At 42.3% G+C, this 26,277-nt stretch carries 26 protein-coding genes; 16 read left to right on the top strand and 10 right to left on the bottom strand.

From position 1 onward, the window contains the following. Nucleotides 1-35: 35 nt before the first annotated feature. Nucleotides 36-1,238 carry an ROK family protein gene (locus H0913_RS18525; RefSeq protein ID WP_181477746.1) on the bottom strand — a complete coding sequence of 401 codons (1,203 nt, stop codon included), beginning with the start codon at nucleotides 1,236-1,238 and terminating at the stop codon, nucleotides 36-38. A gap of 203 nt (nucleotides 1,239-1,441) precedes the next feature. Between H0913_RS18525 and H0913_RS18520 the strand changes: the two genes are divergently transcribed. Together H0913_RS18520 and H0913_RS18515 are read left to right on the top strand one after the other, a co-directional pair. Further along, on the top strand, nucleotides 1,442-2,260 hold the full coding sequence (locus tag H0913_RS18520; protein WP_036950708.1) for a purine-nucleoside phosphorylase: 819 nt from the start codon (nucleotides 1,442-1,444) through the stop codon (nucleotides 2,258-2,260). Between the two features lie 124 nt (nucleotides 2,261-2,384). Next, complete coding sequence (locus tag H0913_RS18515) at nucleotides 2,385-3,641, top strand: nucleoside permease (protein ID WP_036950710.1); 1,257 nt, start codon at nucleotides 2,385-2,387, stop codon at nucleotides 3,639-3,641. 76 nt (nucleotides 3,642-3,717) lie between these two features. Here the strand turns inward: H0913_RS18515 and H0913_RS18510 are convergent, their stop codons facing one another. Next, entirely contained in the window at nucleotides 3,718-4,581 is an 864-nt protein-coding gene (locus H0913_RS18510) for a YicC/YloC family endoribonuclease (RefSeq protein ID WP_132497006.1), read from the bottom strand. 123 nt (nucleotides 4,582-4,704) lie between these two features. Here H0913_RS18510 and rph point away from each other — a divergent pair, with 123 nt between their 5' ends. Both rph and pyrE read left to right on the top strand, forming a co-directional pair. Next, nucleotides 4,705-5,418, top strand: coding sequence for a ribonuclease PH (gene rph / locus H0913_RS18505; RefSeq protein WP_036950714.1), 714 nt, complete (start codon nucleotides 4,705-4,707; stop codon nucleotides 5,416-5,418). 138 nt (nucleotides 5,419-5,556) lie between these two features. Next, a complete protein-coding gene (gene pyrE / locus H0913_RS18500; RefSeq protein ID WP_154603300.1) occupies nucleotides 5,557-6,198 on the top strand; it encodes an orotate phosphoribosyltransferase in 642 nt (213 codons plus the stop codon). 54 nt (nucleotides 6,199-6,252) lie between these two features. Here pyrE and slmA read toward each other — a convergent pair whose 3' ends face one another. From slmA to coaBC, 3 genes are all read right to left on the bottom strand, one after another. After that, the gene (gene slmA / locus H0913_RS18495; protein ID WP_154603301.1) at nucleotides 6,253-6,849 is read right to left on the bottom strand and encodes a nucleoid occlusion factor SlmA; all 597 of its coding nucleotides are present in this window, start codon (nucleotides 6,847-6,849) and stop codon (nucleotides 6,253-6,255) included. 233 nt (nucleotides 6,850-7,082) lie between these two features. Continuing rightward, nucleotides 7,083-7,538 (bottom strand): dUTP diphosphatase, encoded by a 456-nt coding sequence (gene dut / locus H0913_RS18490; protein ID WP_154603302.1) that lies wholly within the window; start codon nucleotides 7,536-7,538, stop codon nucleotides 7,083-7,085. After that, nucleotides 7,510-8,766 carry a bifunctional phosphopantothenoylcysteine decarboxylase/phosphopantothenate--cysteine ligase CoaBC gene (coaBC, locus tag H0913_RS18485; protein WP_181477745.1) on the bottom strand — a complete coding sequence of 419 codons (1,257 nt, stop codon included), beginning with the start codon at nucleotides 8,764-8,766 and terminating at the stop codon, nucleotides 7,510-7,512. Before coaBC ends, dut begins: the two co-directional genes overlap by 29 nt. Nucleotides 8,767-8,948: 182 nt before the next feature. On the opposite strand from coaBC, the gene radC reads away from it, so the two are divergent. The 7 genes from radC (at nucleotide 8,949) to H0913_RS18450 (ending at nucleotide 14,519) form a co-directional block, all read left to right on the top strand. Beyond that, nucleotides 8,949-9,614: a RadC family protein gene (gene radC, locus H0913_RS18480; protein WP_154638304.1), complete on the top strand. Its 666-nt coding sequence runs from the start codon at nucleotides 8,949-8,951 to the stop codon at nucleotides 9,612-9,614. A 253-nt stretch (nucleotides 9,615-9,867) separates the two neighbouring features. Then, the gene (rpmB, locus tag H0913_RS18475; RefSeq protein ID WP_004265123.1) at nucleotides 9,868-10,104 is read left to right on the top strand and encodes a 50S ribosomal protein L28; all 237 of its coding nucleotides are present in this window, start codon (nucleotides 9,868-9,870) and stop codon (nucleotides 10,102-10,104) included. Nucleotides 10,105-10,115: 11 nt separating this feature from the next. Next, on the top strand, nucleotides 10,116-10,283 hold the full coding sequence (rpmG, locus tag H0913_RS18470; RefSeq protein ID WP_004265124.1) for a 50S ribosomal protein L33: 168 nt from the start codon (nucleotides 10,116-10,118) through the stop codon (nucleotides 10,281-10,283). Nucleotides 10,284-10,494: 211 nt separating this feature from the next. After that, nucleotides 10,495-11,559 (top strand): lipopolysaccharide core heptosyltransferase RfaQ, encoded by a 1,065-nt coding sequence (gene rfaQ, locus H0913_RS18465; RefSeq protein WP_036950725.1) that lies wholly within the window; start codon nucleotides 10,495-10,497, stop codon nucleotides 11,557-11,559. 1 nt (nucleotide 11,560) lies between these two features. Continuing rightward, a complete protein-coding gene (locus tag H0913_RS18460) occupies nucleotides 11,561-12,685 on the top strand; it encodes a glycosyltransferase family 4 protein (protein ID WP_181477744.1) in 1,125 nt (374 codons plus the stop codon). After that, complete coding sequence (rfaP, locus tag H0913_RS18455; protein WP_181477743.1) at nucleotides 12,678-13,475, top strand: lipopolysaccharide core heptose(I) kinase RfaP; 798 nt, start codon at nucleotides 12,678-12,680, stop codon at nucleotides 13,473-13,475. Before H0913_RS18460 ends, rfaP begins: the two co-directional genes overlap by 8 nt. A 69-nt stretch (nucleotides 13,476-13,544) precedes the next feature. Next, nucleotides 13,545-14,519: a glycosyltransferase gene (locus tag H0913_RS18450; protein ID WP_181477742.1), complete on the top strand. Its 975-nt coding sequence runs from the start codon at nucleotides 13,545-13,547 to the stop codon at nucleotides 14,517-14,519. Nucleotides 14,520-14,563: 44 nt separating this feature from the next. Here H0913_RS18450 and H0913_RS18445 read toward each other — a convergent pair whose 3' ends face one another. Continuing rightward, nucleotides 14,564-15,799: an O-antigen ligase family protein gene (locus H0913_RS18445; RefSeq protein WP_181477741.1), complete on the bottom strand. Its 1,236-nt coding sequence runs from the start codon at nucleotides 15,797-15,799 to the stop codon at nucleotides 14,564-14,566. Nucleotides 15,800-16,182: 383 nt separating this feature from the next. Between H0913_RS18445 and mutM the strand changes: the two genes are divergently transcribed. Next, nucleotides 16,183-16,992 carry a bifunctional DNA-formamidopyrimidine glycosylase/DNA-(apurinic or apyrimidinic site) lyase gene (gene mutM, locus H0913_RS18440; protein WP_181477740.1) on the top strand — a complete coding sequence of 270 codons (810 nt, stop codon included), beginning with the start codon at nucleotides 16,183-16,185 and terminating at the stop codon, nucleotides 16,990-16,992. A gap of 3 nt (nucleotides 16,993-16,995) precedes the next feature. On the opposite strand, the gene coaD is transcribed toward mutM, so the two are convergent. Continuing rightward, on the bottom strand, nucleotides 16,996-17,481 hold the full coding sequence (gene coaD, locus H0913_RS18435; RefSeq protein ID WP_154603309.1) for a pantetheine-phosphate adenylyltransferase: 486 nt from the start codon (nucleotides 17,479-17,481) through the stop codon (nucleotides 16,996-16,998). Nucleotides 17,482-17,695: 214 nt separating this feature from the next. Between coaD and waaA the strand changes: the two genes are divergently transcribed. Continuing rightward, the gene (gene waaA / locus H0913_RS18430) at nucleotides 17,696-18,973 is read left to right on the top strand and encodes a lipid IV(A) 3-deoxy-D-manno-octulosonic acid transferase (RefSeq protein WP_132497017.1); all 1,278 of its coding nucleotides are present in this window, start codon (nucleotides 17,696-17,698) and stop codon (nucleotides 18,971-18,973) included. A 207-nt stretch (nucleotides 18,974-19,180) separates the two neighbouring features. Further along, complete coding sequence (locus tag H0913_RS18425; protein WP_181477739.1) at nucleotides 19,181-20,644, top strand: ArnT family glycosyltransferase; 1,464 nt, start codon at nucleotides 19,181-19,183, stop codon at nucleotides 20,642-20,644. 89 nt (nucleotides 20,645-20,733) lie between these two features. Here the strand turns inward: H0913_RS18425 and rfaC are convergent, their stop codons facing one another. From rfaC to rfaD, 3 genes are read right to left on the bottom strand one after another with little or no spacing between them, the layout of a single operon-like run. Next, nucleotides 20,734-21,696 carry a lipopolysaccharide heptosyltransferase RfaC gene (rfaC, locus tag H0913_RS18420; protein ID WP_181477738.1) on the bottom strand — a complete coding sequence of 321 codons (963 nt, stop codon included), beginning with the start codon at nucleotides 21,694-21,696 and terminating at the stop codon, nucleotides 20,734-20,736. Continuing rightward, nucleotides 21,696-22,742 carry an ADP-heptose--LPS heptosyltransferase RfaF gene (gene rfaF / locus H0913_RS18415; RefSeq protein ID WP_181477737.1) on the bottom strand — a complete coding sequence of 349 codons (1,047 nt, stop codon included), beginning with the start codon at nucleotides 22,740-22,742 and terminating at the stop codon, nucleotides 21,696-21,698. The genes rfaC and rfaF overlap by 1 nt, the downstream gene beginning before the upstream one ends. A 54-nt stretch (nucleotides 22,743-22,796) precedes the next feature. Then, nucleotides 22,797-23,735 (bottom strand): ADP-glyceromanno-heptose 6-epimerase, encoded by a 939-nt coding sequence (rfaD, locus tag H0913_RS18410; RefSeq protein WP_154603313.1) that lies wholly within the window; start codon nucleotides 23,733-23,735, stop codon nucleotides 22,797-22,799. Nucleotides 23,736-23,967: 232 nt separating this feature from the next. Between rfaD and H0913_RS18405 the strand changes: the two genes are divergently transcribed. Next, nucleotides 23,968-25,161 (top strand): glycine C-acetyltransferase, encoded by a 1,194-nt coding sequence (locus tag H0913_RS18405; protein ID WP_181477736.1) that lies wholly within the window; start codon nucleotides 23,968-23,970, stop codon nucleotides 25,159-25,161. Between the two features lie 88 nt (nucleotides 25,162-25,249). Then, nucleotides 25,250-26,275, top strand: coding sequence for an L-threonine 3-dehydrogenase (tdh, locus tag H0913_RS18400; RefSeq protein ID WP_181477735.1), 1,026 nt, complete (start codon nucleotides 25,250-25,252; stop codon nucleotides 26,273-26,275). Nucleotides 26,276-26,277 lie beyond the last annotated feature (2 nt).

Raw genomic sequence — 26,277 nt, 5'->3', positions numbered from 1 at the left:
CCACAGGTTGGGGCATTTTTTATTTGTATCCATTGTCATTCAGAGAGATAGCTTTCCATCACCATTCCACCTGCACCTTGAGCGACGATTTCATAAGAATCATTAGCTGGGTAAATGCGCGGTTTGATATGCGGGAAAATCGAGAGTTTTTGCTCAATGGATTTTTTGGTCATCTCAAAGAAATGGTTTTTTGGGGTGAGGGTTCCCCCGCAAACCACCACATCCGCTTGAGTAATTAATACCGCGTTGGCAATGGCGATACCGTAGTAATACGCGGCTTCTTCTAAGGCTTTAAGACACACCTCATCATTCTGGGCAAGTGCCTGAAAAATCGTGTGATAGTTAATTTCATCCTCAGATTTGACGAGTTGGTTAATCACCGATGGCTTGCCAAGTCTTAAATGTTGAATCACGCGAGATTTAATGGCGTGCAAGGAACTGTACTGTTTCAAACAACCAAATGAACCGCATTCACAACGCTGACCGTTGATGTCGATAGTGGTATGGCCGAACGCTTGTGCGGTGCTTATTGGCGTTGGGGCATATTGGTTGTTGATAATGGTTGAGCTGCGAATGTCGGTATCACAAGTGGTGAGTAAGAACCGTTGGCTGTCAGAAGCGTAGCGTAAACGGTACTCCGCAAAGGCCGCGAAGCTGATACCACTTCCTAATAGAACAAAGCAGGGAACGCGCTGGGTAATGTACTGATATAGCGCTTGAATCCGTGCGCTGTAGTCAGAATAAGGCACTTTATCGCGTTCTAAAATATGGTCGATGGCAATGCCGATCCCCAGGATTTTTTGAGTATCTAACTGATGCTTAGCAAGTAGGTCATCCACGTTGTCCAGTAGGTGGTCGAGCATATTTTCGGCAGTTTCGAGGTGCTCATACTTGATTTTGACTTTGCCAAGAATGTCTAACTTCAGATTTTGCAGCACAATCGTAGAGTAAATATCACTCATCTCAATGCCAATTAAGTAGCCATCAGCAGGATTGACGCTGTACAAAATGGGTTTGCGTCCTCCCGTTGATTCCCCAAGTTCTGACGTGGAGAGTAACTGGCATTTACTTAGTTCATCGAGGAGCCTGGCACAGGTCGCGGGTTTCATGTTCGCGAGGGAGGTTAGCGCTTCCGCCCGAATTGGTCCGTGGTTGAGGATCAGCCGATACAGCGTTTTGAGTTTTTGAGTTTTGGAATTTTTGGATGTGCGAAATTCGTTCAATAAACGGTGTAACAATTGCTCCCCCTCCTGTTTTCGCTAGTGGAATATCCAGTTATAAAGCTAATCATTCAAGATTAACAGATTCACATGGCGAGTACTTTAACAGATGTCATGTTTATTAACATTTTCTCAAAATGAGATTAAGATCGCTGTTAGATTTTCTAATTACGTTATTATCCCAATCATCTTCTTTATTTGATTTGATTGCGGAGCGCATTATGCACAACACCAAAGATATCTTAGAAAGCCTGAGTTTTATCCAATCTCGTACGGATATGAAGCCCACTGTTGGGATCATTTTAGGGTCTGGATTAGGCCCATTTGCTGATACGTTAGAAAATGCGGTGCATATTCCTTATAGCGAAGTACCCCATTTTGCGAAGTCTGAAGCGGTAGGTCACGCGAACGAATTAGTGATCGGGACGATTGCAGGCAAAACGGTAGTGGCGATGAAAGGTCGCTTTCACTATTACGAAGGTTTTTCGCTGGATCAAGTGACGTTCCCTGTGCGTTTAATGAAAGCGCTGGGTGTGGAAAAATTGATCATCACCAACGCCTGCGGAGCGGTGAATACTGACTTTAATCCGGGCGACCTAATGGTTATCACCGACCATATTAATCTGACGGCGAATAACCCTTTAATGGGACCAAACAACCCAGAACTGGGTGTACGTTTCCTGGATGTCAGCGAAGTGTACAACAAAGAGCTGCGCCAAACGATTTTGGATGTCGCGAAGGAGCAAGGTGTGTCTCTGCGCCAAGGCGTGTATGCGTGGTGGACAGGCCCAACCTATGAAACGCCAGCCGAAATTCGCATGATCAGAACTCTTGGCGCTGATGCGGTGGGAATGTCTACCGTACCTGAAGCGCTGGTGGCTCACCATTCTCAGATTAAAACAGTCGGTATTTCCTGCCTGACCAACATGGCGTGCGGCATTTTAGAACAGCCTTTAAGCCATGATGAAGTGATTGAAACAGCAGAAAAAGTGAAGGCAACCTTCTTAAAATTAGTGACGGGTGTGATTGAGCGTTTCTAACTTTTTATCAAATTAAGCTTTTTATCAAATTAATAGAAAGACAGTGCGGGAGCGGTTTTCCTTTGGGGCATTATTGCCGAGCTGAGAATGTTACCCGCCAAATTCACTCCAAACGGAGCCTAGTATGAATATTAAGTCTCGTTTAAAGGTCATGCTTTTTCTGCAATATTTTGTTTGGGGAAGTTGGCTGGTGACATTGGGTGCCTACATGATGAAAACCTTGGATTTCTCCGGGGCTGAAGTCGGTATGGTGTACAGCTCGAAAGGGATTGCCGCTATTTTGATGCCCGGATTAATCGGCATCATTGCGGATAAATATATTCCTGCAAACCGCCTGTATATGCTTTGCCATATTATTTGTGCGGGTTCATTGTTTTACGCTGCGACGGTGGCGGATCCTTCAGTGATGTTCTGGGCAATGTTAATTAATGCGATGGCATTTATGCCGACGATTGCCTTGTCGAACACCATTAGCTACTCATCGCTAAGTCAGTATCAGCTAGACTCTGTTGCTAATTTCCCGCCCATTCGTGTATTTGGTACCGTAGGATTTATTGCGGCGATGTGGAGCATTAGTTTACTGAAGTTTGAGTTGAGTAGTATGCAGCTGTATGTGGCGGGAAGTTGTTCGTTGCTGCTCGCGATGTATTCCCTGACATTACCAAAAATGGCAGTGAATAAGCAGGCGATTACCACCAGTTGGATGAGCAAGCTTGGGTTAGATGCCTTAGTGTTGTTCAAAAAGCCGATTATGGCGGTATTTTTCCTGTTTGCGATGCTACTGGGCGCGGTTCTGCAAATTACCAATACGTTTGGTAGCCCGTTCTTGCATGATTTTGCGCGTAACCCGCTGTATCAAGACAGTTTGATTGTTCAGTATCCATCGATTTTGCTGTCAGTTTCCCAAATGGCCGAAGTGGCATTTATTCTTGCTATTCCATTCTTTTTAAAGCGTTATGGCATTAAAACCGTCATGCTGCTCAGTATGTTGGCATGGACATTACGATTTGGTTTCTTTGCATTCGGTGACCCATCGACTATCGGTTTGATGTTCTTAATTATGTCGATGATTGTGTATGGCTGTGCGTTTGATTTCTTTAATATTTCCGGCTCTATTTTTATTGAGCAGGAAGTGGATCACCGTATGCGTGCCAGTGCTCAAGGGTTGTTTATGACCATGGTGAATGGTGTGGGCGCCTATTTTGGGGCGATATTGAGCGGATTGGTCGTCGACTACTTTAGTGTGGATGGCGTGAAGGATTGGCAGTCAATTTGGCTGGTGTTCTCGTCCTACACCGTAATATTGGCCGTGATTTTCTACTTCTCTTTCCATTATAAGCACCAGCGTGAGAAACCGTTGGAAATGGCAAAAGCGGGTTAAGGTTGAGTTTGACTTAATAAAAAAGCCAGCGAATTCAGTGAATAAGCTGGCTTGAAGTTACTCTGAAAAGTGAATTTTATTCGATGTTCTGAATCTGTTCGCGCATTTGCTCGATCAGCACTTTAAGTTCAACAGCAGAGTTAGTCACTTCACTATTAATAGACTTAGAGGCAAGGGTGTTTGATTCGCGGTTAAACTCTTGCATCATAAAATCGAGGCGACGACCGCTAGCTTCTTTTTTCTTCAGAATATTGCGTGTCTCTTTAACGTGCGCTTCCAGTCGGTCTAACTCTTCAGCGACATCAACGCGCTGAGCCAGTAAAATCAGCTCTTGCTCTAAACGATTACTGTCTACTTGGATTTGGGCATCGTCTAGCTTGCTTTGTAGACGGTCACGCTGCCATTGTAGGATTTCAGGCATATGTTGGCGAACTTTGGCAACTTCAACCAAAACACCATCCAGACGTTGCTCGATAAGGCTATGCAGCGCTGCACCTTCTGCTTCACGGCTTTGGATAAAGGCATCGATGGTTTCATCTAAGCCAGCCATTAACTGTTCACTAATCGCGTCTAAATCTTGTTCACCAGCGGACATCACACCCGGCCAGCGTAAGATTTCTAATGGGTTAATTTCACCTTCGTGGCTGTAATTTTTTACCCAGTTTGCTGCGCTAATCAGCTGGCGAGCTAAATCTTCATTGAGTAGTAACTCACCACGGTGAGCACCATCTAAGTCAAAACGCAGATTACATTCGACTTTACCACGGGTTAGGCGGGAACGAAGGCGTTCACGGATAACTGGCTCTAAGCTGCGAAATTGCTCGGGTAAACGGATATAGGTTTCTAAATAACGCTGGTTTACGGAACGCAGCTCCCAAGCCGCATTCCCCCATTCACCCTTGATATCACGGCGGGCAAAAGCAGTCATACTACGGATCATAATTCGTTCCTATCATTCATTGAGATAACAGGATTATAGCGCTATGACGGATGACAGGATAGGCATTATCCGATTAACAACGTATAATACGTGCCAATTTGAGTTGATAACGGAGATAACACCATGCGCCCAGCAGGTAGATTAGCAGACCAGATGCGTCCAATAAAAATTACGCGTAATTATACAAAGCACGCGGAAGGCTCTGTTCTTATTGAGTTTGGCGACACTAAGGTGTTATGTAACGCGACCGTTGAAGAAGGTGTTCCTCGTTTCTTAAAAGGTCAGGGACAAGGTTGGGTAACCGCAGAATACGGTATGTTACCTCGCGCAACGAACTCCCGTAACCAACGTGAAGCGGCAAAAGGGAAGCAAACCGGTCGTACTATGGAAATTCAACGACTGATCGCGCGTTCATTACGTGCGGCGGTTGACCTGAAAAAACTTGGCGAACACACCATTACGTTGGACTGCGATGTTATCCAAGCAGATGGCGGTACACGTACTGCGGCGATTTCCGGCGCATGTGTTGCATTGGTTGATGCACTGAATAACATGGTTGCTCAAGGCAAATTAGCGAAAAGCCCTCTGAAATCCATGGTTGCTGCGGTGTCTGTGGGTATCGTTAACCAAGAAGCGCTGTGTGACCTGGAGTATGTTGAAGATTCTGCTGCAGAAACGGATATGAACGTCGTAATGATGGATGATGGTCGAATGATTGAGGTACAAGGTACCGCAGAAGGCGAACCATTCAGCCATGAAGAGCTTTTAGCTCTTTTAGCATTAGCGAAAACGGGGCTAGATACCATTTTCGAAGCTCAGCGAGAAGCGCTGAAATAAATTTATTATTAAATAGGCGGCTGAAAAGTCGCCTTTTTTATGCCCGCAGTTTATTGATTAAGTTGTTTACTGATGAAGATAAACCGCGAAAGTCGTTTCAAAAAAAGACCAATACAAATTAATTGAGGAGAATGACCAATGAAAGCCTATCAGCGCGATTTTATTGAACTTGCCATGAAAAAACAGGTACTGAAATTTGGTGAGTTTACGCTGAAATCAGGTCGTAAGAGTCCCTATTTCTTTAATGCGGGGCTATTTAATACAGGGCGTGACTTGGCTCTTGTCGGTCGTTTTTATGCACAAGCGTTAAAAGAAAGTGCAATTGAGTGTGATGTGATTTTTGGCCCAGCCTATAAAGGTATTCCGATTGCGACCACAACAGCAGTCGCATTGGCGGAACATCATGATATTGATATGCCATATTGTTTTAATCGTAAGGAAGCGAAAGACCACGGGGAAGGCGGCACATTAGTGGGTAGTCCACTGCAAGGCCGTGTGGTGGTCGTTGATGATGTGATTACGGCAGGTACGGCAATTCGTGAGTCGATGGAAATTATCAAACAGCAAGAAGCAACGTTGAGCGGCGTGTTGCTGTGTTTAGATCGTCAAGAAAAAGGGAAAGGGGAAATTTCTGCGGTGCAGGAAGTGGAACGTGATTATGGCTGTAAAGTGTATTCGATCATCACAATGAGCGACTTAATTACGTATTTAGCGGAAAAAGAAGATATGCAACAGCATCTTGCTGCAATGAAAGCGTATCGTGATCAGTACGGAATTTAATTGAAAAAAAGCCCTCGCCCAATAATGGGCGGGGTGAGTAGTATAAATAAGCGGTTATTGTAGCTGAGCCAAAATTAAAGGCCAGCGAGTTTCAAATTCTACCGTTGGACGGTAACGAAACTCAGAACGTACGAAGCGGGACAGCATACCTTCACAGAAGGCTAATAGTTGAGAAGCTAATAGTGATTCGTCATGGATAAAACCGTGTCCATCACGGATTTTTTTCTCTTTTAATACTTGTCGCAGCTGTGATTCGATACGTTCGAATAATTGGTTAATGCGCCCTTGCAGCCTATCTTGCTCGAACATTAGCGCATGACCCGTCATTATACGCGTTAATCCAGGGTTTTTCTCAGAGAAACCTAAAATTAGCGCTAAAACCAGTTTAATCCGGACAAGTGTATCTTTTTCGTCCGCTAAAATCAGGTTGATGCGGGAAACAAGTGAATCTTCAATAAATTCAATTAAGCTGTCGAACATCTTCATTTTGCTTGGAAAATGACGATATAGTGCAGCTTCTGAAACACCGACTGTCGCAGCGAGTTTTGCCGTTGTAATACGCTGGCTACCATCGCTACTTTCTAACATTAACGCAAGAGCCTGTAAAATCTCATCACGTCTGTTACGTTTTTGTATTGTATTCTCTGCCATGTCTGATAAGACCCCTGCTAAAACAGCAAGACAAACTATCCAAAATTTCGCTCTGAGTAAAGTCACACTCAGAATAAAACAGATTTAAAATATGTAGAGATTATAACCAAATCTAAGCTATTCACGAGGTAAATAAATACCTTACTGATTGTTTTTATTCATAAATATAGGCGCTTGTAGGACGCCTATATTCGGTATTTCAACGTGAATAGGTTCGACTTATTGGAGACCCATTATTGGCGACCAGAGTGACCGAAACCGCCTTCACCACGCTCTGTCGCGTCAAAGTCATCCACAATATTGAATTGTGCCTGAACAACAGGAACAAAGACCATTTGTGCCATACGTTCACCTGGTTCAACGGTGAATGTTTTATCGCCACGGTTCCATACAGACACCATCAGTTGGCCTTGGTAGTCAGAGTCGATTAAACCGACTAAGTTACCCAGTACAACGCCATGCTTATGACCTAAACCTGAACGCGGCAGGATCACTGCGGCAAGTTGCTCGTCCGCAATATGGATAGCTAGACCCGTTGGGATCAATTCAGTTTGACCCGGCGCTAAATCGATAGGTGCATCAAGACATGCACGTAAATCTAAACCCGCAGAGCCAGTGGTCGCGTAAGTTGGCAGTGGAAACTCGTTCCCAATACGGGCATCAAGAATTTTCAGATCGATTTTTTTCATAACGTTGGAGTATCTCGTCAAGTAAATGGTGGCTTAATTCAATTTTACTACTGTGTGGTAATCGAACATCGCCGTGGGCATCAAATAGATGTAGTGCATTGTTATCACTATTAAAACCATTATCCGCTAAGGAAACGTCATTCGCACAAATTAAATCAAGTTGCTTTTGTTGGCGCTTTTGTCGTGCATATTCTTCGACATTTTGGGTTTCTGCCGCGAAACCGACTACATAAGGACGATTTTGCGTCAGTTTTCCTACACTTGCCACAATGTCAGGATTTTGTACAAGGGTAATGGAAACTTCATCCCCTTGTTTCTTAATTTTATTTTCAGCGACAGTTTTAGCCCGGTAATCTGCCACCGCAGCACAGCCGATAAAAATATCTTGCTCAGTAATAGACTGGTGTACTTGTTCATACATCTCAAGGGCGCTCGTCACGTTAATGCGGTTTACACCATTCGGTGTTACTAGATTAACAGGGCCAGCAACGAGAGTGACATTCGCTCCGCGTTCACTGGCGGCTTGCGCGATAGCAAAACCCATTTTTCCAGAACTGTGATTACTGATAAAGCGTACAGGATCTAAATCTTCACGGGTTGGGCCTGCCGTGACCATGATTGAAATCCCGTCTAGATCTGAACGGGATTGCTGATCTAAACATGATTGAAAATGCTGGCTAGCTAATTTCACAATCGCTAATGGGTCAATCATGCGCCCGGGACCGACATCACCACATGCTTGGCTGCCTTCATCAGGGCCCCAAATCATACACTGGCGTTGTTGCAGTCTGATTAAATTATCCTGTGTTGCCGCTGCGCGATACATTTGTTGATTCATCGCAGGCACGACGGCAATAGGCGCCGCAGATGCAAGACAAACAGTCGTGAGTAAATCATTCGCCATGCCAGCACTTAATCGTGCGATTAAATCGGCAGTTGCTGGCGCTAAAATAATTATATCAGCCCATTTTGCCAATTCAATGTGACCCATTGCGGCCTCAGCGGCAGGGTCTAGCAAATCATCAGCGACCGGATAACCGGAAACGGCTTGCAACGTGAGAGGTGTAATGAACGCTTTTGCCGCAGGTGTCATGACAACACGTACAGATGCCCCTTCATCACGCAGTCGGCGAGTGAGTTCAGGAATTTTATAAGCGGCTATTCCACCACTGATACCAAGAACAATTCGCTTACCTAATAATGAGTTAACTGAAGTTTGTTGAGTCATGGTCTCTGTCCGATTTGGTCAACATGGGGGGCATCTTACCATATCAATGAGCTTGGTGAGAGAGCCGATTTTGTATCCCGATGCTATTTTTGCGAAGCGCTACGCAAAGGCTAGTTTAGATGATTGCCCTGAGCATGTTGGTTGGCTACAAAGAGGGCAACGACGCGAAAGAGGGTGAGTCGATGCACGAATATATGGAGCTTTTACCACGAGAAAAAATGTTGGCGTATGGGGCTGCATCATTATCAGATGCAGAATTATTAGCGATTTTTCTGCGCACTGGAACACGGGGTGAACCCGTTTTACAACTTGCTCAGCGCTTACTTCATGAGTTTGGTTCACTCTATTTATTAGTGCAAGCTGACTACGCAAAGCTGATTGAATGTAAAGGGCTGGGGGTTTGTAAATTAAGCCAATTGCAAGCAGCGAGTGAGCTCGCAAGGCGCTGTTTCTCTGCGCAAGTTCTTTGTGATGATGTGATGGATAATCCCGATACATTGAAATCGAGGTTGCTTGAATTATTTTCAGGGCAGGAGCGAGAAGTTTTCATGGTGCTATTTTTGAATAATCAGCATCAGGTGATTTGCCATGAAGAGATGTTTAAAGGCACAATCAATCGTGTTGAAGTGCATCCAAGAGAAATTATCCGGTTTGCCATGAAAATGAATGCCAGAGCGATAGTGCTTGCCCATAATCACCCATCAGGAAACCCCGAGCCAAGCATGGCAGATAAGTATGTGACTGAGCGAATTCAGAGTGCTTGTGACATGATGGGGATTAAATTACTTGATCATTTTGTGGTTGGACACAAATCTTGTACCTCATTTGCTGAGCGCGGATGGCTGTAAAATCATTTTTTTGACTAAAAAATGACAACTTTTGCTGTGTTGGGCTTGAGTGAAAACGATTGAAAGCGTATACTACGCCACCTTTAAGGATCTCGGGTTTGACGAGAAGAGCCTATCTCAGTAAATTTTTTTGCTAAGATAAAGATATTTTGTTGATCACTTAAAAGTTTGCTGAGATGGGCTCCTAAGCCTGACGAGGCAGTCAAGCCCAGAACAAAAAAGCTCGAGCTGATTAGATTTTTGGAGAATAGACATGTCACGAGTCTGCCAAGTTACCGGCAAGCGTCCAATGAGCGGTAACAACCGTTCACACGCATTAAACGCGACCAAACGTCGTTTTTTGCCAAACCTGCACTCTCACCGTTTCTGGGTTGAGTCTGAGAAACGTTTCGTAACACTGCGTGTATCTGCTAAAGGTATGCGTGTTATCGATAAAAAGGGTATTGATGCTGTTCTTGCTGAACTGCGTACCCGCGGTGAGAAGTACTAAGGAGCTAAAAAATGGCTAAAGGTATTCGCGAGAAAATCAAGCTGGTTTCTTCTGAAGGTACAGGTCACTTCTATACCACTACGAAGAACAAGCGCACAATGCCAGAAAAACTGGAACTGAAAAAATTCGATCCAGTTGTTCGTAAGCATGTGATCTACAAAGAAGCAAAAATCAAATAATTTTGCTTTCTGCGTACGAAGAACCCAGCTTAGGCTGGGTTTTTTTATGTCAAAAATTAGCCATAAAGTGGCTATCCACTGGGATATTGATTAAAAACTATAACCATTAATCTGAACGTAGTAACATATTCAGTATTCATGGAATTAATAACGCATTTTATTGTCAAATATCCATATCAATTTATCTACTAGACCTGATTAAGAGCTCCTGGTGAAAAAACAGTATAAAAAAATTCTTGTAATCAAGATGCGGTTTCATGGTGACATGCTACTGACGACGCCTGTTATCAGCTCATTAAAGCAAAATTATCCTGATGCCCAGATTGATGTTTTGCTTTATCAGGACACCATTCCCATTTTGTCGGAAAACCAAGAGATCCATACACTATATGGTATGAAAGGTAAGAAAAGTGGTGGTTTGAGCAAAGCCTGCAACTTTTTAAGTCTGCTGTTTAAATTACGTCGTAATCAATATGATTTGGTCGTTAACCTTGCTGACCAATGGATGGTTTCGTTACTCGTTCGCGCCATTCCCGCAGAAACTAAGATTTCGCACGATTTCGGTCATCGTGATTCGAAATTTTGGCGAAATAGCTTTACGCATCTTACTCCCCCTGAAGGGGAGCATGTTGTTTTAAACAATCTTTCTGTATTAAAGCCGTTAGGGATCCAAGAATTCAAAACAGACCTAACTATGTCTTATGCGGAAGATGATTGGAAAAAAATTGATCAAAGACTGTTAGATCTTGGCGTTCACAGCAGCTATGTCGTGATCCAGCCTACTGCCCGGCAAATTTTTAAATGTTGGGATAATGAAAAATTCTCAGCCGTCATTGATGCATTGCAGTCTCGTGGCTATCAAGTGGTATTAACATCGGGCCCAAGCAAAGAAGACTTAGCGTGTGTGAATGAAATTGCGGAAAATTGCCAAACCAAGCCAACGACTGAGCTTGCAGGAAAAACATCCTTCCCTGAATTAGGTGCATTAATTGCGCACGCCGCTCTTTTTATTGGCGTCGATTCTGCACCGATGCATATTGCTGCCGCGGTTAAAACTCCCATCGTGTGCCTATTTGGCGCCACAAACCATATTTTCTGGCGTCCATGGAGCGATAATGTGGTGAAATTCTGGGCAGGAGATTATGAAAATATGCCACCTAGAGATGAACTAGACCGCAATAAAAAATATCTCTCCGTGATCCCTGCGAGTGATGTGATTGAAGCGACGGAGCAAATGCTACCGATGAATATGCGCTCAATGATGGGAAGGTACTAAGATGGTATTGGCATTTTGTCTGTATAAATATTTTCCATTTGGTGGGCTACAACGCGACTTTTTACGTATTGCGATGGCTTGCCAAGCTCGTGGACACCATATTCGTGTTTATACCCAATCATGGGAAGGTGAACGTCCGGAACAGTTTGAAATTATTATTGTTCCTACCAGTTCAGGCACTAACCATGGACGAAATGCCCAATACTGTGAATGGGTCATGGCACATCTGAAGCAACATCCTGCAGATAGAATCATTGGCTTTAATAAAATGCCTGATTTGGATGTATATTTTGCTGCGGATGTTTGTTATGCGCAAAAAGTGGCTGAAGAAAAAGGTTTTTTCTATAAGCTGACTCCGCGCTATAAACATTATGCTGCTTTTGAAAAAGCCGTCTTCCAAAAAGGAAAGGAAACGCAGCTAATGATGCTTACTCCTCATCAAATTGCCCATTTTGAAAAGCATTATGGAACTGAAAGTGACCGTTTTCATATGCTTCCTCCGGGTATCGCCGTTGACCGAAAATATGACCAACAGATTGCGGATGCTAAACGTATCTATCGAGAAAAGAATCAAATTCCCGAGTCTGCATTTTTGCTGCTTCAAGTTGGGTCCGATTTTAAACGCAAGGGCGTTGATAGAACTCTCAAAGCAATGGCTGCATTACCTGAAAGCATCAGAAACAACACATTATTGATGGTGGTAGGGCAAGACAAACCCGCTAAATATCAACGCTTAGCGGAAGCGTTGGGAATTGCTAAACAAGTTTCATTTTTTAGCGGGCGCAATGATATTGCAGAGCTAATGGCCGCTGCGGATATTTTGATGCATCCGGCTTACCAAGAAGCGGCTGGGATTGTCCTACTTGAAGCGATTGTTGCGGGACTGCCGATTATTGTCACGGAAGTGTGTGGTTACGCGTCGTTTATCGACAAAGCCCAGTGTGGCGTTGTGGTCAATGAGCCGTTTGAACAGGCAGTTTTAAATCAGGCGCTATGCGATAGCCTGCAAGATACACAAAAACGAGCTCAATGGGTAAACAATGCTAAATACTATGCAGACACAGAAGATCTGTACAGTTTACCGGAAAAAGCGGCCGATATTATTTTAGGATGCTCTAATGGTTGAGTTAAAAGCGCCTTTTAACGAATTGTGGAAAGATAAAGACCCATTTGTTGAAACAGATAAATTGGATGGTGAAGTTTTTCGTGCATTGGAAACGCGCAGAACATTGCGTTTTCAGATTGATGATAAAAGCTATTTTATTAAGATTCACTATGGCACGACGCTAAAAGAGGTTTTGAAGAATTTATTCTCATTCCGTTTACCTGTTTTAGGTGCAGATCGTGAATGGAATGCAATTCATCGATTGACTGAAGCTGGCGTTGATACCATGAACGGGCGCGCTTTCGGGCAAAAAGGGTGGAACCCACTTCGACGTCATTCATTTATTATTACTGAAGACCTCACTCCAACAGTGAGTTTAGAAGATTACTGCGCTAATTGGGCCACTCAGCCGCCTAAATTCAAAACTAAGCAAATGTTGATCCGGCGAGTTGCCGAGATGGTACGTAAGATGCATCGCATCGGTATTAACCATCGCGACTGTTATATTTGCCATTTCTTACTGCATCTACCGTTCACAGAAAATCTGCAAGATTTAAAAATCTCAGTCATCGATTTGCATCGCGCACAGCTACGGTCATCAGTTCCTACCCGCTGGCGAAATAAGGACTTAATTGGTTTATACTTTTCATCATTAGAAATCGGTTTAACTCAGCGAGATATTTTCCGATTTATGAAGGTTTATTTTGAAATGCCGTTAAAAGAGATACTGAAGAAAGAGCAACGATTAATGCGAATCTCTGAGCAAAGAGCAGAAAAAATTCGCCAAAGAAGTTTAAAATATCGTTTATAAAAGATACTCAATATTAGCATCATAGACAGTTATTCAAACATTGTGATTGATTAGGTAAAAGGTAACGACATGATAAACAATGATATGATTAAATCATTGATAAAAATAAACGATAATCAAAACAGTGAAGATAGTTATTTTCACATTGGCTATGGTGTTGATGAGAAGTTTTTATACGGTGTCGGTACGTCAATTGCATCGGTTCTTCTCAATAATCAAGAAACAAATTTCCATTTTCACCTTTTTGTCGATAATTTACCTGATGAAAAACTATTTCGTGGATTAGTCGAAAATACTCCACATAAGTTAACTATCTACTTTATTGATAACGAAAAATTTAAGCAGCTACCGCTTCCATCTAAAGCGTGGAGCCATGCAATCTATTTTAGATTGCTCATTATTTCATATCTTTCGGATACCATTGATAACTTGTTATACCTTGATGCTGACATCATTTGTAAAGGCAATATGGCAGAGTTAAAGACTTTACAATTTGATGAAAATACCTTTGTTTATGCAGTGAAAGATAAATTCTGTAGTGAAAAACAACGTTTATCGATCGATATGAGTAAGTATTTTAACTCAGGTTTTTTATATATGTCTCTCAAGTATCTGGCTGAGAATGATATTCCAAACAAGGTTATTGAGTTAGTTGAAAAAAATGATTTCTCACACCCAGACCAAGATGCACTAAATGTATTGCTCAACGATAAGCTAATCAATATTAGTGAAAACTATAATTATATGTTTTCTCTTGATTGGTATATTACGAGCAAGGGGCATCTGGCTAAGATCCCAGGCAGCGTAGTTTTTATTCATTTTGTGGGGCTAACCAAGCCTTTCCATGAGTGGGCAAATTTTTATGAAGAGTATGATTATTTAGAACGTGCTCGTAAAAACTCACCATGGAAGAATATACCGTTACTAAAACCGGAAGGTTATAAGCAGCTTTCTCGAAAGAAATCGCATCTCAGAAGAAATGGTAAATATCTTCAGTTTATTGTGACGACAATTCAATACTTAATGAAAAAAGCATCTCATTAAGTATGACACAAAAAAGGCCATCAGTATTGATGGCCTTTTTTGTGTCATTTTTTCACCAAAACGTTATTTATCAAGATCGCGGTGAGTATGTTGTACAAAATAAAGATATCTAAGAAGATAAATTCAAATAGGCAATAGACTAAAAAATAGCCGATGGATGAAGCCAGTAAACCAATATTAAGAATATTTTTTTCAATTCGAATGCTCTTAATCAGATCTCTAATATTAATAAAAAATGTAATGCTAAACAGAATTAACCCAATAAAACCAATGTTATAAAGTAGATTAAGAAAGAAAGGTTCATCATTATGAAAAACATAAGAATTTTTCTTTTCTGAAAATTTACCAACAACATGTTGCGCATTGTTATCATGCAAAAATTGATTGTAAGCAACAGAACCGTAGCCTACTCCGAAAAGTAAACTTGATAGGTCTTTAGAAAAGATAGGTAGTCTAGTTTCAATGAGAACATCTCTATTTGATGTAATATTTGTTGAGTATAGTGATTGGTTTACTTTATTTTTTACTTGAGGAATATTTAAATATGATATTACAGTAAGTAATAAGGTAACAGCTCCCACCAAGAACAGGCGAACAAAGGCTTTTTTGTAACTATTTGATAGTAAAGTTAATAAGATTAATACCTCAATAGAAATAGATAAAATTCCGCCTCGGCTACCAGTATAGAGTAAAAATAGAAATGCCATAATAGAAAGAAATAGCATTAAGATTTTTAATGGCTTCTTCTTAAAAAGAAAAATAGCGCTAAATGTAAAAGGAAAAAGTAGTGTCATATACTGAGCAAACCCATACCTCAGTTGAAGATACATCGGCATGTCACTACCTTTTATAATTTTTAAAATAGGCGTAATAAAAAGAATAAATGCTAGAGTGGAAATCAAGGCATATGTGATGACTTTTTGGGATTTACTCTGATCATTTTGAAATACAATCAAGAATAACGTAATAACAAGAATATAACGCCAATCCTCAAATATCGCTTTGAAAGCATCTGCGGTAAAACCTGAATATGTAAAGAAGGCTGCACAAAATAAGCACCAAGCTAAAAAAAGGAACAAAAATTTTCGACCTTTAATGAGTCGACTTAGCCCACTAAGTACGTTAATTTTTTTTGTAATTGCAATATATACAGTAAATACAAAAAGCAATGCAGTTGATATGTTTAAAACTCCTTGGGTGTCATTTGTGAACATGCCAAGAGTCATGATAAATAATAGTAAAAAAGGCAGTTGGTTGATGACATTACGTATGTTATTCACAAAAATTCCTACATCGTCATTATTGGTATAGTACGCTTGAAATGTTCAGATTATGAGTAGTCTTAGAGCAAAAACACCCGAATGAAAATCTATAAGTTATTGATATAACCAATAAAAAATAGACAAGTCTAATTTGATATTTGTCTGCTAATCATTATTGCTTGTCAGGGCTACCATCTGAGTTTTTTAATTACTTTAGTCTGTTTGTGTGAATATTTTTAGGTGTAAACACCTAGGTGATGAAAAATTAATTATTTATCAATATATTGAGTGGTATTCACACTTATTAGATTACATTTATTTATGTTATAACAATAATTATCCATGTTATAGGGGTAATATGTGATTATTAACCAAGTTTTTCGCCAAATTGAGAGTGAACCATGCCAGAACTGCCCGAAGTTGAAACCAGTCGCCGAGGTATTGAACCACATTTAGTCGGCAATACAATTAGTTATGCCGTTGTACGTAATGAACGGTTACGTTGGCCAGTAAGTGAACAAATCATGCGTTTATCTGATGAAACCGTGATTAGTGTCCAGCGACGGGCAAAATACCTGCTTATTGAACTGCGAAAAGGATGGATTATTGTCCATTTAGGAATGTCTGGCAGTGTGCGAATTTTGACGGAAGAATTACCAGAAGGGAAACATGACCATGTAGACCTTATCTTGCGTGATGGTAAAGTACTACGCTACACCGACCCTCGACGCTTTGGCGCATGGCTTTGGTGCGATGATTTAGCGTCCAGCTCCGTTCTCGCTCATTTAGGCCCTGAACCTCTTTCCGATGAATTCAATCCTAAATATCTCTTTGATTTAGCAGCTAAACGTAAGGTTGCGGTCAAACCTTGGTTGATGGACAACAAAATCGTTGTTGGAGTAGGGAATATCTATGCGAATGAAGCACTTTTTGCATCAAGGATCTCCCCAGAAAAGCTAACTAACACCCTGACACTTGATGAGATTACCGAACTCGTCACACAGATTAAAAAAGTGCTTCAACGTTCAATAGAACAAGGTGGAACGACTCTTAAGGATTTTTTACAGTCAGACGGAAAACCAGGTTACTTTGCTCAAGAGCTGTTTGTGTATGGAAAAAAAGGCGAGCCGTGCTCTGTGTGCGGAACCCAGATTGAAAGCATCAAACAAGGACAGAGGACAACCTTTTATTGCCCTCAATGTCAGAAGTAATTGCTAGATTTTGTTGAGTTTTTTCAACATAGCATCCGCAACAACAGGCGGTAAAAACGACGAAATATCTCCATCATGAAGCGCGACATCTTTAATTAATGAGGATGAAACGAAAGATAAGCTTTGTGATGGAAGTAAAAATACCGTTTCTAGCTCGGGAACAAAATGGCGGTTCATATTAGCCAGCTGCCACTCATATTCAAAATCCGCCACTGAACGTACGCCACGAATTAAAATATTTGCATTATTTTTCTGTGCAAAATTCGCCATTAACTCAGAAAAACCAACTACTTCAACATTTCCTAAGTGAGCGGTAACTTGTTTTGCTAGCTCAACACGCTCTTCCAAATTAAACATAGGACTTTTGCGTTGACTGTTTGCGATAGCGAGTAAAACGTGGTCAAACATCGCTGCGGCACGGGTGACGATATCGACGTGTCCAGAGGTAATCGGGTCAAAGGTTCCCGGATAAATAGCTTTATGGGTCATGATATTGCTATCTCTTTGTTTATTATTGCTTATCCCAATATATCGATAGGAATAAGTGACGGTGAAATCCACATTAACGGCAATTGCATTCTCTTGCAACAATCACTGATAAGTATGCATTTATTTTAAGTCTCATTTTAGGCACAGATTCTACACACTTTCAGTAATGGTTTATGGTAAGATACCGCCAATTTTGGTAAGTGAATCAGATCGAATGTTATTGCGTGTATATCAGGTACTTCTTTATCTCATCCAGCCATTAATTTGGATACGCTTATTATTGCGTAGCCGTAAAGCTCCTGCGTATCGCAAACGCTGGGGGGAACGCTATGGTTTTTGTGGTGGTAAAGTTGTTCCTAAAGGCATTTTATTACACTCAGTTTCTGTGGGCGAAACCCTTGCGGCAGTACCGTTAGTACGTGCACTGCGCCATCACTACCCATCACTCCCTATCACGGTGACAACTATGACCCCAACAGGGTCAGAACGTGTTCAGTCAGCATTTGGTGACGATATTAGTCACGTTTATCTCCCTTATGATTTACCCGGCTCTATGAGCCGTTTCCTTAATCAAGTTGATCCTAAACTGGTGATTATTATGGAAACGGAGCTCTGGCCAAATATGATCAACCAGCTGCATAAGCGTAATATTCCATTAGTTATTGCGAATGCTCGATTATCTGAACGCTCCGCTGCAGGTTATCAAAAGCTCGGTAGTTTTGTGAAGCGTATGCTACAGAATGTCACGATGGTGGCTGCTCAGCATCAAGAAGATGGTGAACGTTTTATTCAATTAGGGTTAAGACGTAAGCAATTAGAAGTGACGGGAAGCTTAAAATTTGATATTTCCGTTACCCCTGAACTGGCTGTTAAAGCGATTACGTTACGCAGACAGTGGGCTGCACATCGCCCAGTATGGATTGCAACAAGCACTCATGAAGGTGAAGAAGCCATTGTTTTGCAAACTCACCAACAGTTGCTGAAAAAATTTCCCAATTTATTACTCATTTTAGTCCCAAGGCATCCAGAACGTTTCGCAAAAGCGGAAGAGCTGACGCAAAAAGCAGGGCTAAGCTTCATTCGTCGTAGTAGCGGCGTTATCCCATCTCTAGAAACCCAAGTAGTTATTGGCGATACGATGGGGGAATTGATGTTGCTGTACGGAATTGCAGATATAGCTTTCGTTGGTGGGAGCTTAGTTGAAACTGGTGGTCATAATCCACTTGAAGCAGCTGCGCATGCATTGCCTGTTTTGATGGGGCCTCATACCTTTAATTTTAAAGATATTTGTGCGAAGTTAACCCAAGCTGATGGGTTGATCACTGTGACAGATAGCGAATCGCTGGCTCAGGCTGTTACGAGTTTACTGTCTGATGAAGATTATCGACTGTATTATGGTCGTCATGCAGCGGAAGTATTGCATGAAAATCAAGGCGCATTACAGCGTTTACTTAAGTTATTGCAACCTTATTTACCTCCAAGAGAACAGTAATATTTAGCAAAAATATTGATAACTTGAATATTACTACAATGAGTAATGACAATTTCTCTCATTTCTGATTATTTTGTTTAAACTATAGTAAACTACCCAGTCACGTTTTTGCATACTCAGCCGAGCGAGGGGTAACCCTCTATAAGCTCGACGTAAAATAATGCGTATTTCCCTTTAACTTTATTGATAAATTTCGCTGAAAAAAGAATGCCGACAACCAATCAACCAACTTCAAATAAGTATGTGTATCTTTGGATCATTGGCTATGCCATTGCCTGGATCCTTGCGAGTTTCTTTTTTGACCCAACTGTTCCTTACGATACGGTCGAAGCCGTTAACTGGGGAATGAATGGTGAATGGGGATCGCCAAAAAACCCGTGGTTTGTCGGTACCATGATGTGGCCTGCAATCCATTTGGGGATTTCTTATAGTTTCTATTGGTATTTGAGCCATTTTATCGGTATTGGATTTGGGTTACTTGGGGTATGGAAACTTGCCTACCGATTAACCGGTCGTCGCGATCTCGCATGGTTTGCGATGCTGATGATGAATTTATCCGGTGTCATTAATTTCGATATCATTCCTTATAATGATAACTATATTTTAGTGACATTTTGGCCTTGGGTGATTTATTTCTTCCTGCGTGCTGTCGAAGATAACCCTCTGTGGTGGCTACCTTTTGCTTTAGTTGCCGGTCTGGCAACCATGGGGAAATATTCCACACTTGCCTTAGTCGGCTCTGTTTTCTTGCTTACCCTTTTTGTGAAACAAGCGCGCCAAAGCTATCGCCATCCGGTGTTTTATCTGGCGATAGCGCTGTGGTTTTCGATGATTTTGCCAAACTTCTTTTGGTTGATGGCGAGTGATTTTTCTGCTTTTAAATGGGTAGATTCACAAATTGACCCAGGCTTTAACTTACATACCACCGAAGCCGCTCTGAGCGTGTTTTACCCGCTGATTATCGCAGCGATTATCTTATATTGCTGTGGCGGAAAAATCGGTTGGCCGAAAGCCTTATCGAATCGCATGGCAAACTTTATTATTTTATTTCCACTCGCGGTGATTTACGGTTGGTTCTCGTTCCATGATGGCGGGCGAATTACGGAGTGGTTACAGCCATTTATGATGGTATGTGCGCCTTTGTTTGTTGGCTCAATTACTATAATGCCGAAAAAGTCACTGAAAAAACCATTAATTGGCTTAGCCGTAGTTGGTGTCTTAATGGTATCCGGTTATCTGATTGTTCAAGCTGGAAATATTCGCGGAGCGGGTCAGAAATTTATTGGCGTGAAAACCTTAATCGCGGAAGGTGAACAACGTTGGTATCAACGTTACGGAACGCCAGTCAAATATGTTGGCGGCGAAGATAACCTACACCAATGGTTTATTATCTACGCTCAAGATAGGCCTCATGTTATCCAGCCTTGGACGCTAGAAAACCATATGCCACCGAATGTGTATAACCGTGATATTACTGAAGCAGAAATTCGTGAGCACGGTGCCATTTTATTAGGGCGCAAATATGATGATTGTGCCCACGAAGATTTCGCCAAAGTACGCAAATTCTGGCCACAATTTAAAATTGAAAAAGAAGATGTGATTTACCGCTCTGAACCGGATGCTGAGTCGAAAACCATGTGTTTTGGGTTTATTGCCCCAGAGAAAAAATAAATCTTGTATGAAGTGAAAAAATGATTAAGCGGTCATCTGACCGCTTAATTTTTATAGGAGATAGGTTATTAGATAATGTGCTATATGGGCTATAACTCGGTGTGCAGCTGTTGGAATACAGTATCAGCTTTAATGCTATCCATTCTATTATCTACACTTTTTATCTCATTTTGGCCTTTCCCATAACCACCAATTAAACCAGGGTTTGTTGGACCAAACAGCGTGAAATTCGGTTTATCCAGCGCAGCGGTTAAATGGCTTAAGCCTGTATCGACAGAAACCACCGCTTTAGCATCCGCAATTTGTTGTGCGACTTGTGCCAGCGTTAATTTTGGTAAGACTTCAACAAAATCAAAACCCTCGGCTAATCTCATTGCTCGCTGATGCTCATGCTCTGCACCCCAAGGGAGCTTCACTCTCAGCCCGGTTTCCTTCATTAACTGAATCAGTTCACGCCAATGAGACTCAGGCCAATGCTTATCATCGCGGGTTGTGGAGTGCAAAAACAGCACATAGGGCGCCTCGGTTTCGTCGGTTGATTGCAAGAAATGGCGAGCTATCGCGTAATCTCCTTGGGTTCTAGGGCAAGTGTACTCAAGGCTTTTAGCAAATAACTGGCGAATACGCTCCACTGCATGTTGCTGTTTACTAATGGAATAACGATGATCGTAAAAGAAGCTGGCAATCGGCTCGCGGATACTATGGCGGTCATAACCATGTTTAGAACCGTGAGCAAGGCGAGTGACTAGCAACGCACTCTTAAGTAACCCTTGCGCATCGATAACGGCATCGTAGTGGGTTTCCTGTAATTGGCGACGAAACTCTGCACGTTCGGCACGAATTGGTGCAGAAAACCAATTTTTTCGCCAGCGACGGATTGCAACAGGGATCACTTTATTCACAGCGCTATGCCATGTAGGGATTTGAGAAAATCCCTCTTCAACCACCCAATCAAATTGAATATTCGGTATTGCTGCCTGTGCATCAGTTAATGCAGGTAGAGAGTGCAAAACATCTCCCATAGATGATGTTTTTACTAATAACACTCTCATTATTTAATACCTATATTTAAACGCGTGAGGGCATCGAGTACCATTTGCGGTTGAATATCAATCAGACTTTGGTGATAGCCACTTTCGCCGTCACCTTTACGCACTTTGTGGTAACCCGTGATCAGGCGGATGACTTCCGCTTTATCAGACAGTGGCGGGGTAAAATCAGGGCTGCTTGGGCCATATAGCGCGACTAACGGTTTATCGAGAGCGGCAGCCACATGCATTAAACCTGAATCATTACTGACAATGGCTTGGCAAGCGTCGATAAGATTAACAGCTTGTTCTAACGAGGTTTTTCCTGCGAAATTAAGGCAGTAATTGCGAGCGTCGTCAGTCAAACTTTGACGGATTTCTTCACCCGCTTCATGGTCTTTTTGAGAACCAAATAATAGGACTTGGTAGCCTTGCTCGCGGATTAATTTTTGAGCGAGCGCCGCATAGTGATAGTGCGGCCAACGTTTTGCAGGGCCAAATTCAGCTCCTGGGCAAAAACCAATAATTGGGCGAGAAAAATCAATATTAAATTGACTAACAGTATCGCTAACTTGCTGTTTATCAGTGACTAATTTAGGCCATAAAATCGGGGCGGGAATATCATCGGCAGATTTGATGAGCTGCTTGTCATACGCCAATGCGACGTAGCGTTGCACCATCAGCGGAAATGCTTGTTTATCTAATGGGCGTAAATCATTGAGCAGCCCATAACGCATTTCACCGCGCCATCCCGTTCTTTTGGCGATTTTAGCAAAGAATGGCACCAGTGCAGACTTCAATGAATTAGGCAAAACAATCGCTTGGTCGTACCCATTTTTCCGCAAATTGATGCCTAATTGACGACGTTCGCCAATTTCGAGCTTTCCATGCCCTAATGGCATGGAAATCGCTTCAGACACTTCAGGCATTTTCGCCAATAACGGACGGCACCAATCTGGTGCCATCACATCAATTTGAGCATGAGGATGCAGTGCCTTGATCGTGCGATAAAGGCTTTGAGACATCATCATATCCCCTACCCATGAGGGGCCAATCACTAGTATCTTCATAGGTATTGTTTTCATAGGCGTGGTTTTCATAGGAACGGTTTTCATAAAAGACAATTACGCGTCTTTATTTAGCCATTGCATATATTCGGTCACGCCTTCAGCAACGGTTTTAAACGGTGCAGTGTAACCCGCGGCACGCAGTTTAGTCAGATCCGCTTGCGTGAAGCTCTGGTAGCGACCTTTTAATTTTTCAGGAAATTCAATGTATTCGATAGAGACATTTTTATCTTTATGGAATTCAGTGACGGCATCGGCAACCGCTTGGAATGATTCCGCACGACCTGTACCACAGTTGAAAATACCAGAGACGTTATTTTCCCAGAACCATAAATTCACTGCAGCTACATCGCCAACGTAGATGAAATCGCGGCGGAAAGTGTCGCTGCCTTCAAACAGTTTCGGGGTTTGCCCTTCATTAATCTGTTTGTTTAAGTGGTAAGCCACACTCGCCATGCTGCCTTTATGGTTTTCATTTGGTCCATAAACGTTGAAATAGCGGAAGCCACACACTTGAGATTGCGCTTCAGGCATGATGTTGCGGACATATTGGTCAAATTGGAACTTAGAGTAGCCGTACACGTTCAGTGGTTTTTCAAATTCACGTTCTTCGATGAAATTATCGCTACGTCCGCCGTATGTCGCTGCGGAGGAAGCATACAGGAAAGGAATTTCACGTTCTAAACAGTAATGCAGCAGTTCTTTAGAAAATTGATAGTTATTATCCATCATGTACTTACCATCCCACTCAGTGGTGGATGAGCAAGCACCTTCATGGAAAACAGCGTCGATATCACCAAAATCATCACCCGCAATAACGCTCACGATAAAGTCTTCTTTATCCATGTAATCGGCGATATCGAGGTCAACAAGGTTGGCAAACTTAGTACCATCTTTCAGGTTATCCACCACCAGAATATCGGTGCGACCCATTTCATTCAGGGCTTTAATAATATTGCTGCCAATAAAACCAGCTCCGCCAGTGACTACGATCATCGTGAATACCTCAAGTGGGTTAAGAATAAATGGATATAAAATTGGGGTCTATAATAACACCTCTTTGTGCAGACAACAGTATATCGACCAGATAATTGTCCTAGTTGTCATACCTCTTCAAAGGGCATTATCGTGATCTTGCCTACAAACTTAACTTATTTGCTCCGCAGATATCGCGAGTTCCAGTGACTATTATTAAACTCTGTAAACAACTTCTTTACAGGAACAAATCATGTCAGAACAATTTTACCAGCAGATTAAACAACAATTGGTGCAAATAGAAGCTGAGGGCTTGTTTAAACATGAGCGCATTATTACGACCTCTCAAGACGCGGATATTGAAATCCAAGGTGGGCAGCGCGTTATTAACTTTTGTGCAAATAACTATTTAGGATTAGCCAATCACCCCGCGCTGATTGAAGCGGCAAAACAGGGTATGGATAGCCATGGCTTTGGAATGGCATCGGTTCGCTTTATTTGCGGTACCCAAGACAGCCATAAAATTCTTGAAAAGAAAATCGCGGATTTCCTTGGAATGGAAGATGCGATCCTTTATTCCTCTTGCTTTGACGCCAATGGCGGACTTTTTGAAACCCTATTAGGCCCTGAAGACGCCATTATTTCCGATGCGTTAAACCATGCTTCCATTATTGACGGTGTTCGCCTGTGTAAAGCCCAGCGCTACCGTTACAGCAATAACAATATGACGGAATTAAAACAGCGTCTTGAAGAAGCCAAAGCGGCGGGTGCGCGTCATATTCTGATTGCGACGGATGGTGTGTTTTCGATGGATGGCGTGATTGCTGACCTGAAAACGGTTTGTGACCTTGCGGATGAATATAACGCATTGGTTATGGTGGATGACTCCCATGCTGTTGGTTTTGTTGGTGAAAACGGTCGTGGTAGCCATGAGTATTGTAACGTCATGGGGCGTGTTGACATCATCACTGGCACATTAGGAAAAGCTCTGGGTGGTGCATCGGGTGGTTATACTGCCGCCAAAAAAGAGGTTGTCGAGTGGTTACGCCAACGCTCACGCCCGTACTTATTCTCTAACTCTTTGGCTCCAGCCATCGTTGCCGCGTCCATTAAGGTGATCGATATGATGACCGAAGGGCAAGAGCGTCGTGAGAAATTGTGGGCTAATGCGAAGTTATTTAGAGAAAAAATGTCTGCGGCAGGATTTACATTAGCAGGCGCCGACCACGCCATCATTCCTGTGATGTTAGGCGATGCCAAAATTGCTCAGCAATTCGCTTCAGAGTTATTAAAAGAGGGTGTTTATGTCACTGGATTTTTCTATCCGGTGGTTCCGCAGGGGCAAGCGCGAATTCGTACGCAAATGTCCGCTGCACACAGTAAAGCCGATATTTTACACGCGGTTGATGCATTCACCCGTATTGGCAAAAAGCTTCAATTAATTTAGTTATCAATTTGATTTTATTATCAAATTTATACAGTTATGAAATTAAAGTGGTCATGAAATTAATGTAATCATAAATAAAAGGTCGCCTATGAAAGCACTGTCCAAATTAAAAGCAGAACCAGGTATATGGATGACAGACGTTCCGAAACCGGAACTGGGACACAATGATGTGATGATTAAAATCCGTAAAACCGCCATTTGCGGAACGGATGTTCATATCTACAATTGGGATGAATGGTCGCAAAAAACCATTCCCGTTCCGATGGTGGTGGGTCATGAATATATAGGGGAAATTGTTGAGATTGGGCAGGAAGTTAAAGGGTTTAAAATTGGTGACCGTGTTTCTGGTGAAGGGCATATTACCTGCGGTCATTGTCGTAATTGCCGAGGTGGGCGCACTCACCTATGCCGTAATACCATTGGCGTTGGCGTAAATCGCCCGGGATGCTTTGCTGAATATCTAGTGATCCCCGCGTTTAACGCCTTTAAAATCCCAGACAATATTCCCGATGAAATTGCGGCAATTTTCGACCCATTTGGTAATGCGGTACATACGGCATTATCGTTTGATTTAGTGGGCGAAGATGTGTTGATTTCGGGCGCAGGCCCTATCGGTATTATGGCGGCAGCGGTTTGCCGACATGTTGGTGCCCGCCATGTGGTGATCACGGACGTGAATGATTATCGCCTTGAATTAGCAAAAAAAATGGGTGTAACCCGCGCGGTAAACGTGAGCCGTGAAAACCTTAAAGACGTCATGAATGAACTGGGCATGAAAGAAGGTTTTGATGTGGCGTTAGAAGTTTCAGGAGCGCCCGCCGCTTTCCAGACCATGCTAGACACCATGAACCACGGTGGCAGAATTGCGCTATTAGGTATTCCGCCAGCTTCGATGGCAACAGACTGGAGCCAAGTTATATTTAAAGGTCTGTTTATCAAGGGAATTTATGGGCGTGAAATGTTCGAAACTTGGTACAAAATGGCGACATTAGTGCAATCGGGTCTCGATTTATCACCAATCATTACGCATGAGTTTTCTATTGATGATTTCCAGAAAGGCTTTGATGTGATGTGCTCAGGGCAGTCAGGAAAAGTGATTTTAAACTGGGATTAATG

The organism is Providencia rettgeri (assembly GCF_013702265.1).
Classification (GTDB): domain Bacteria; phylum Pseudomonadota; class Gammaproteobacteria; order Enterobacterales; family Enterobacteriaceae; genus Providencia; species Providencia zhijiangensis.
Note: the sequence above shows the minus strand (reverse complement) of the source record. Positions and strands in the feature narration are given on the sequence as shown.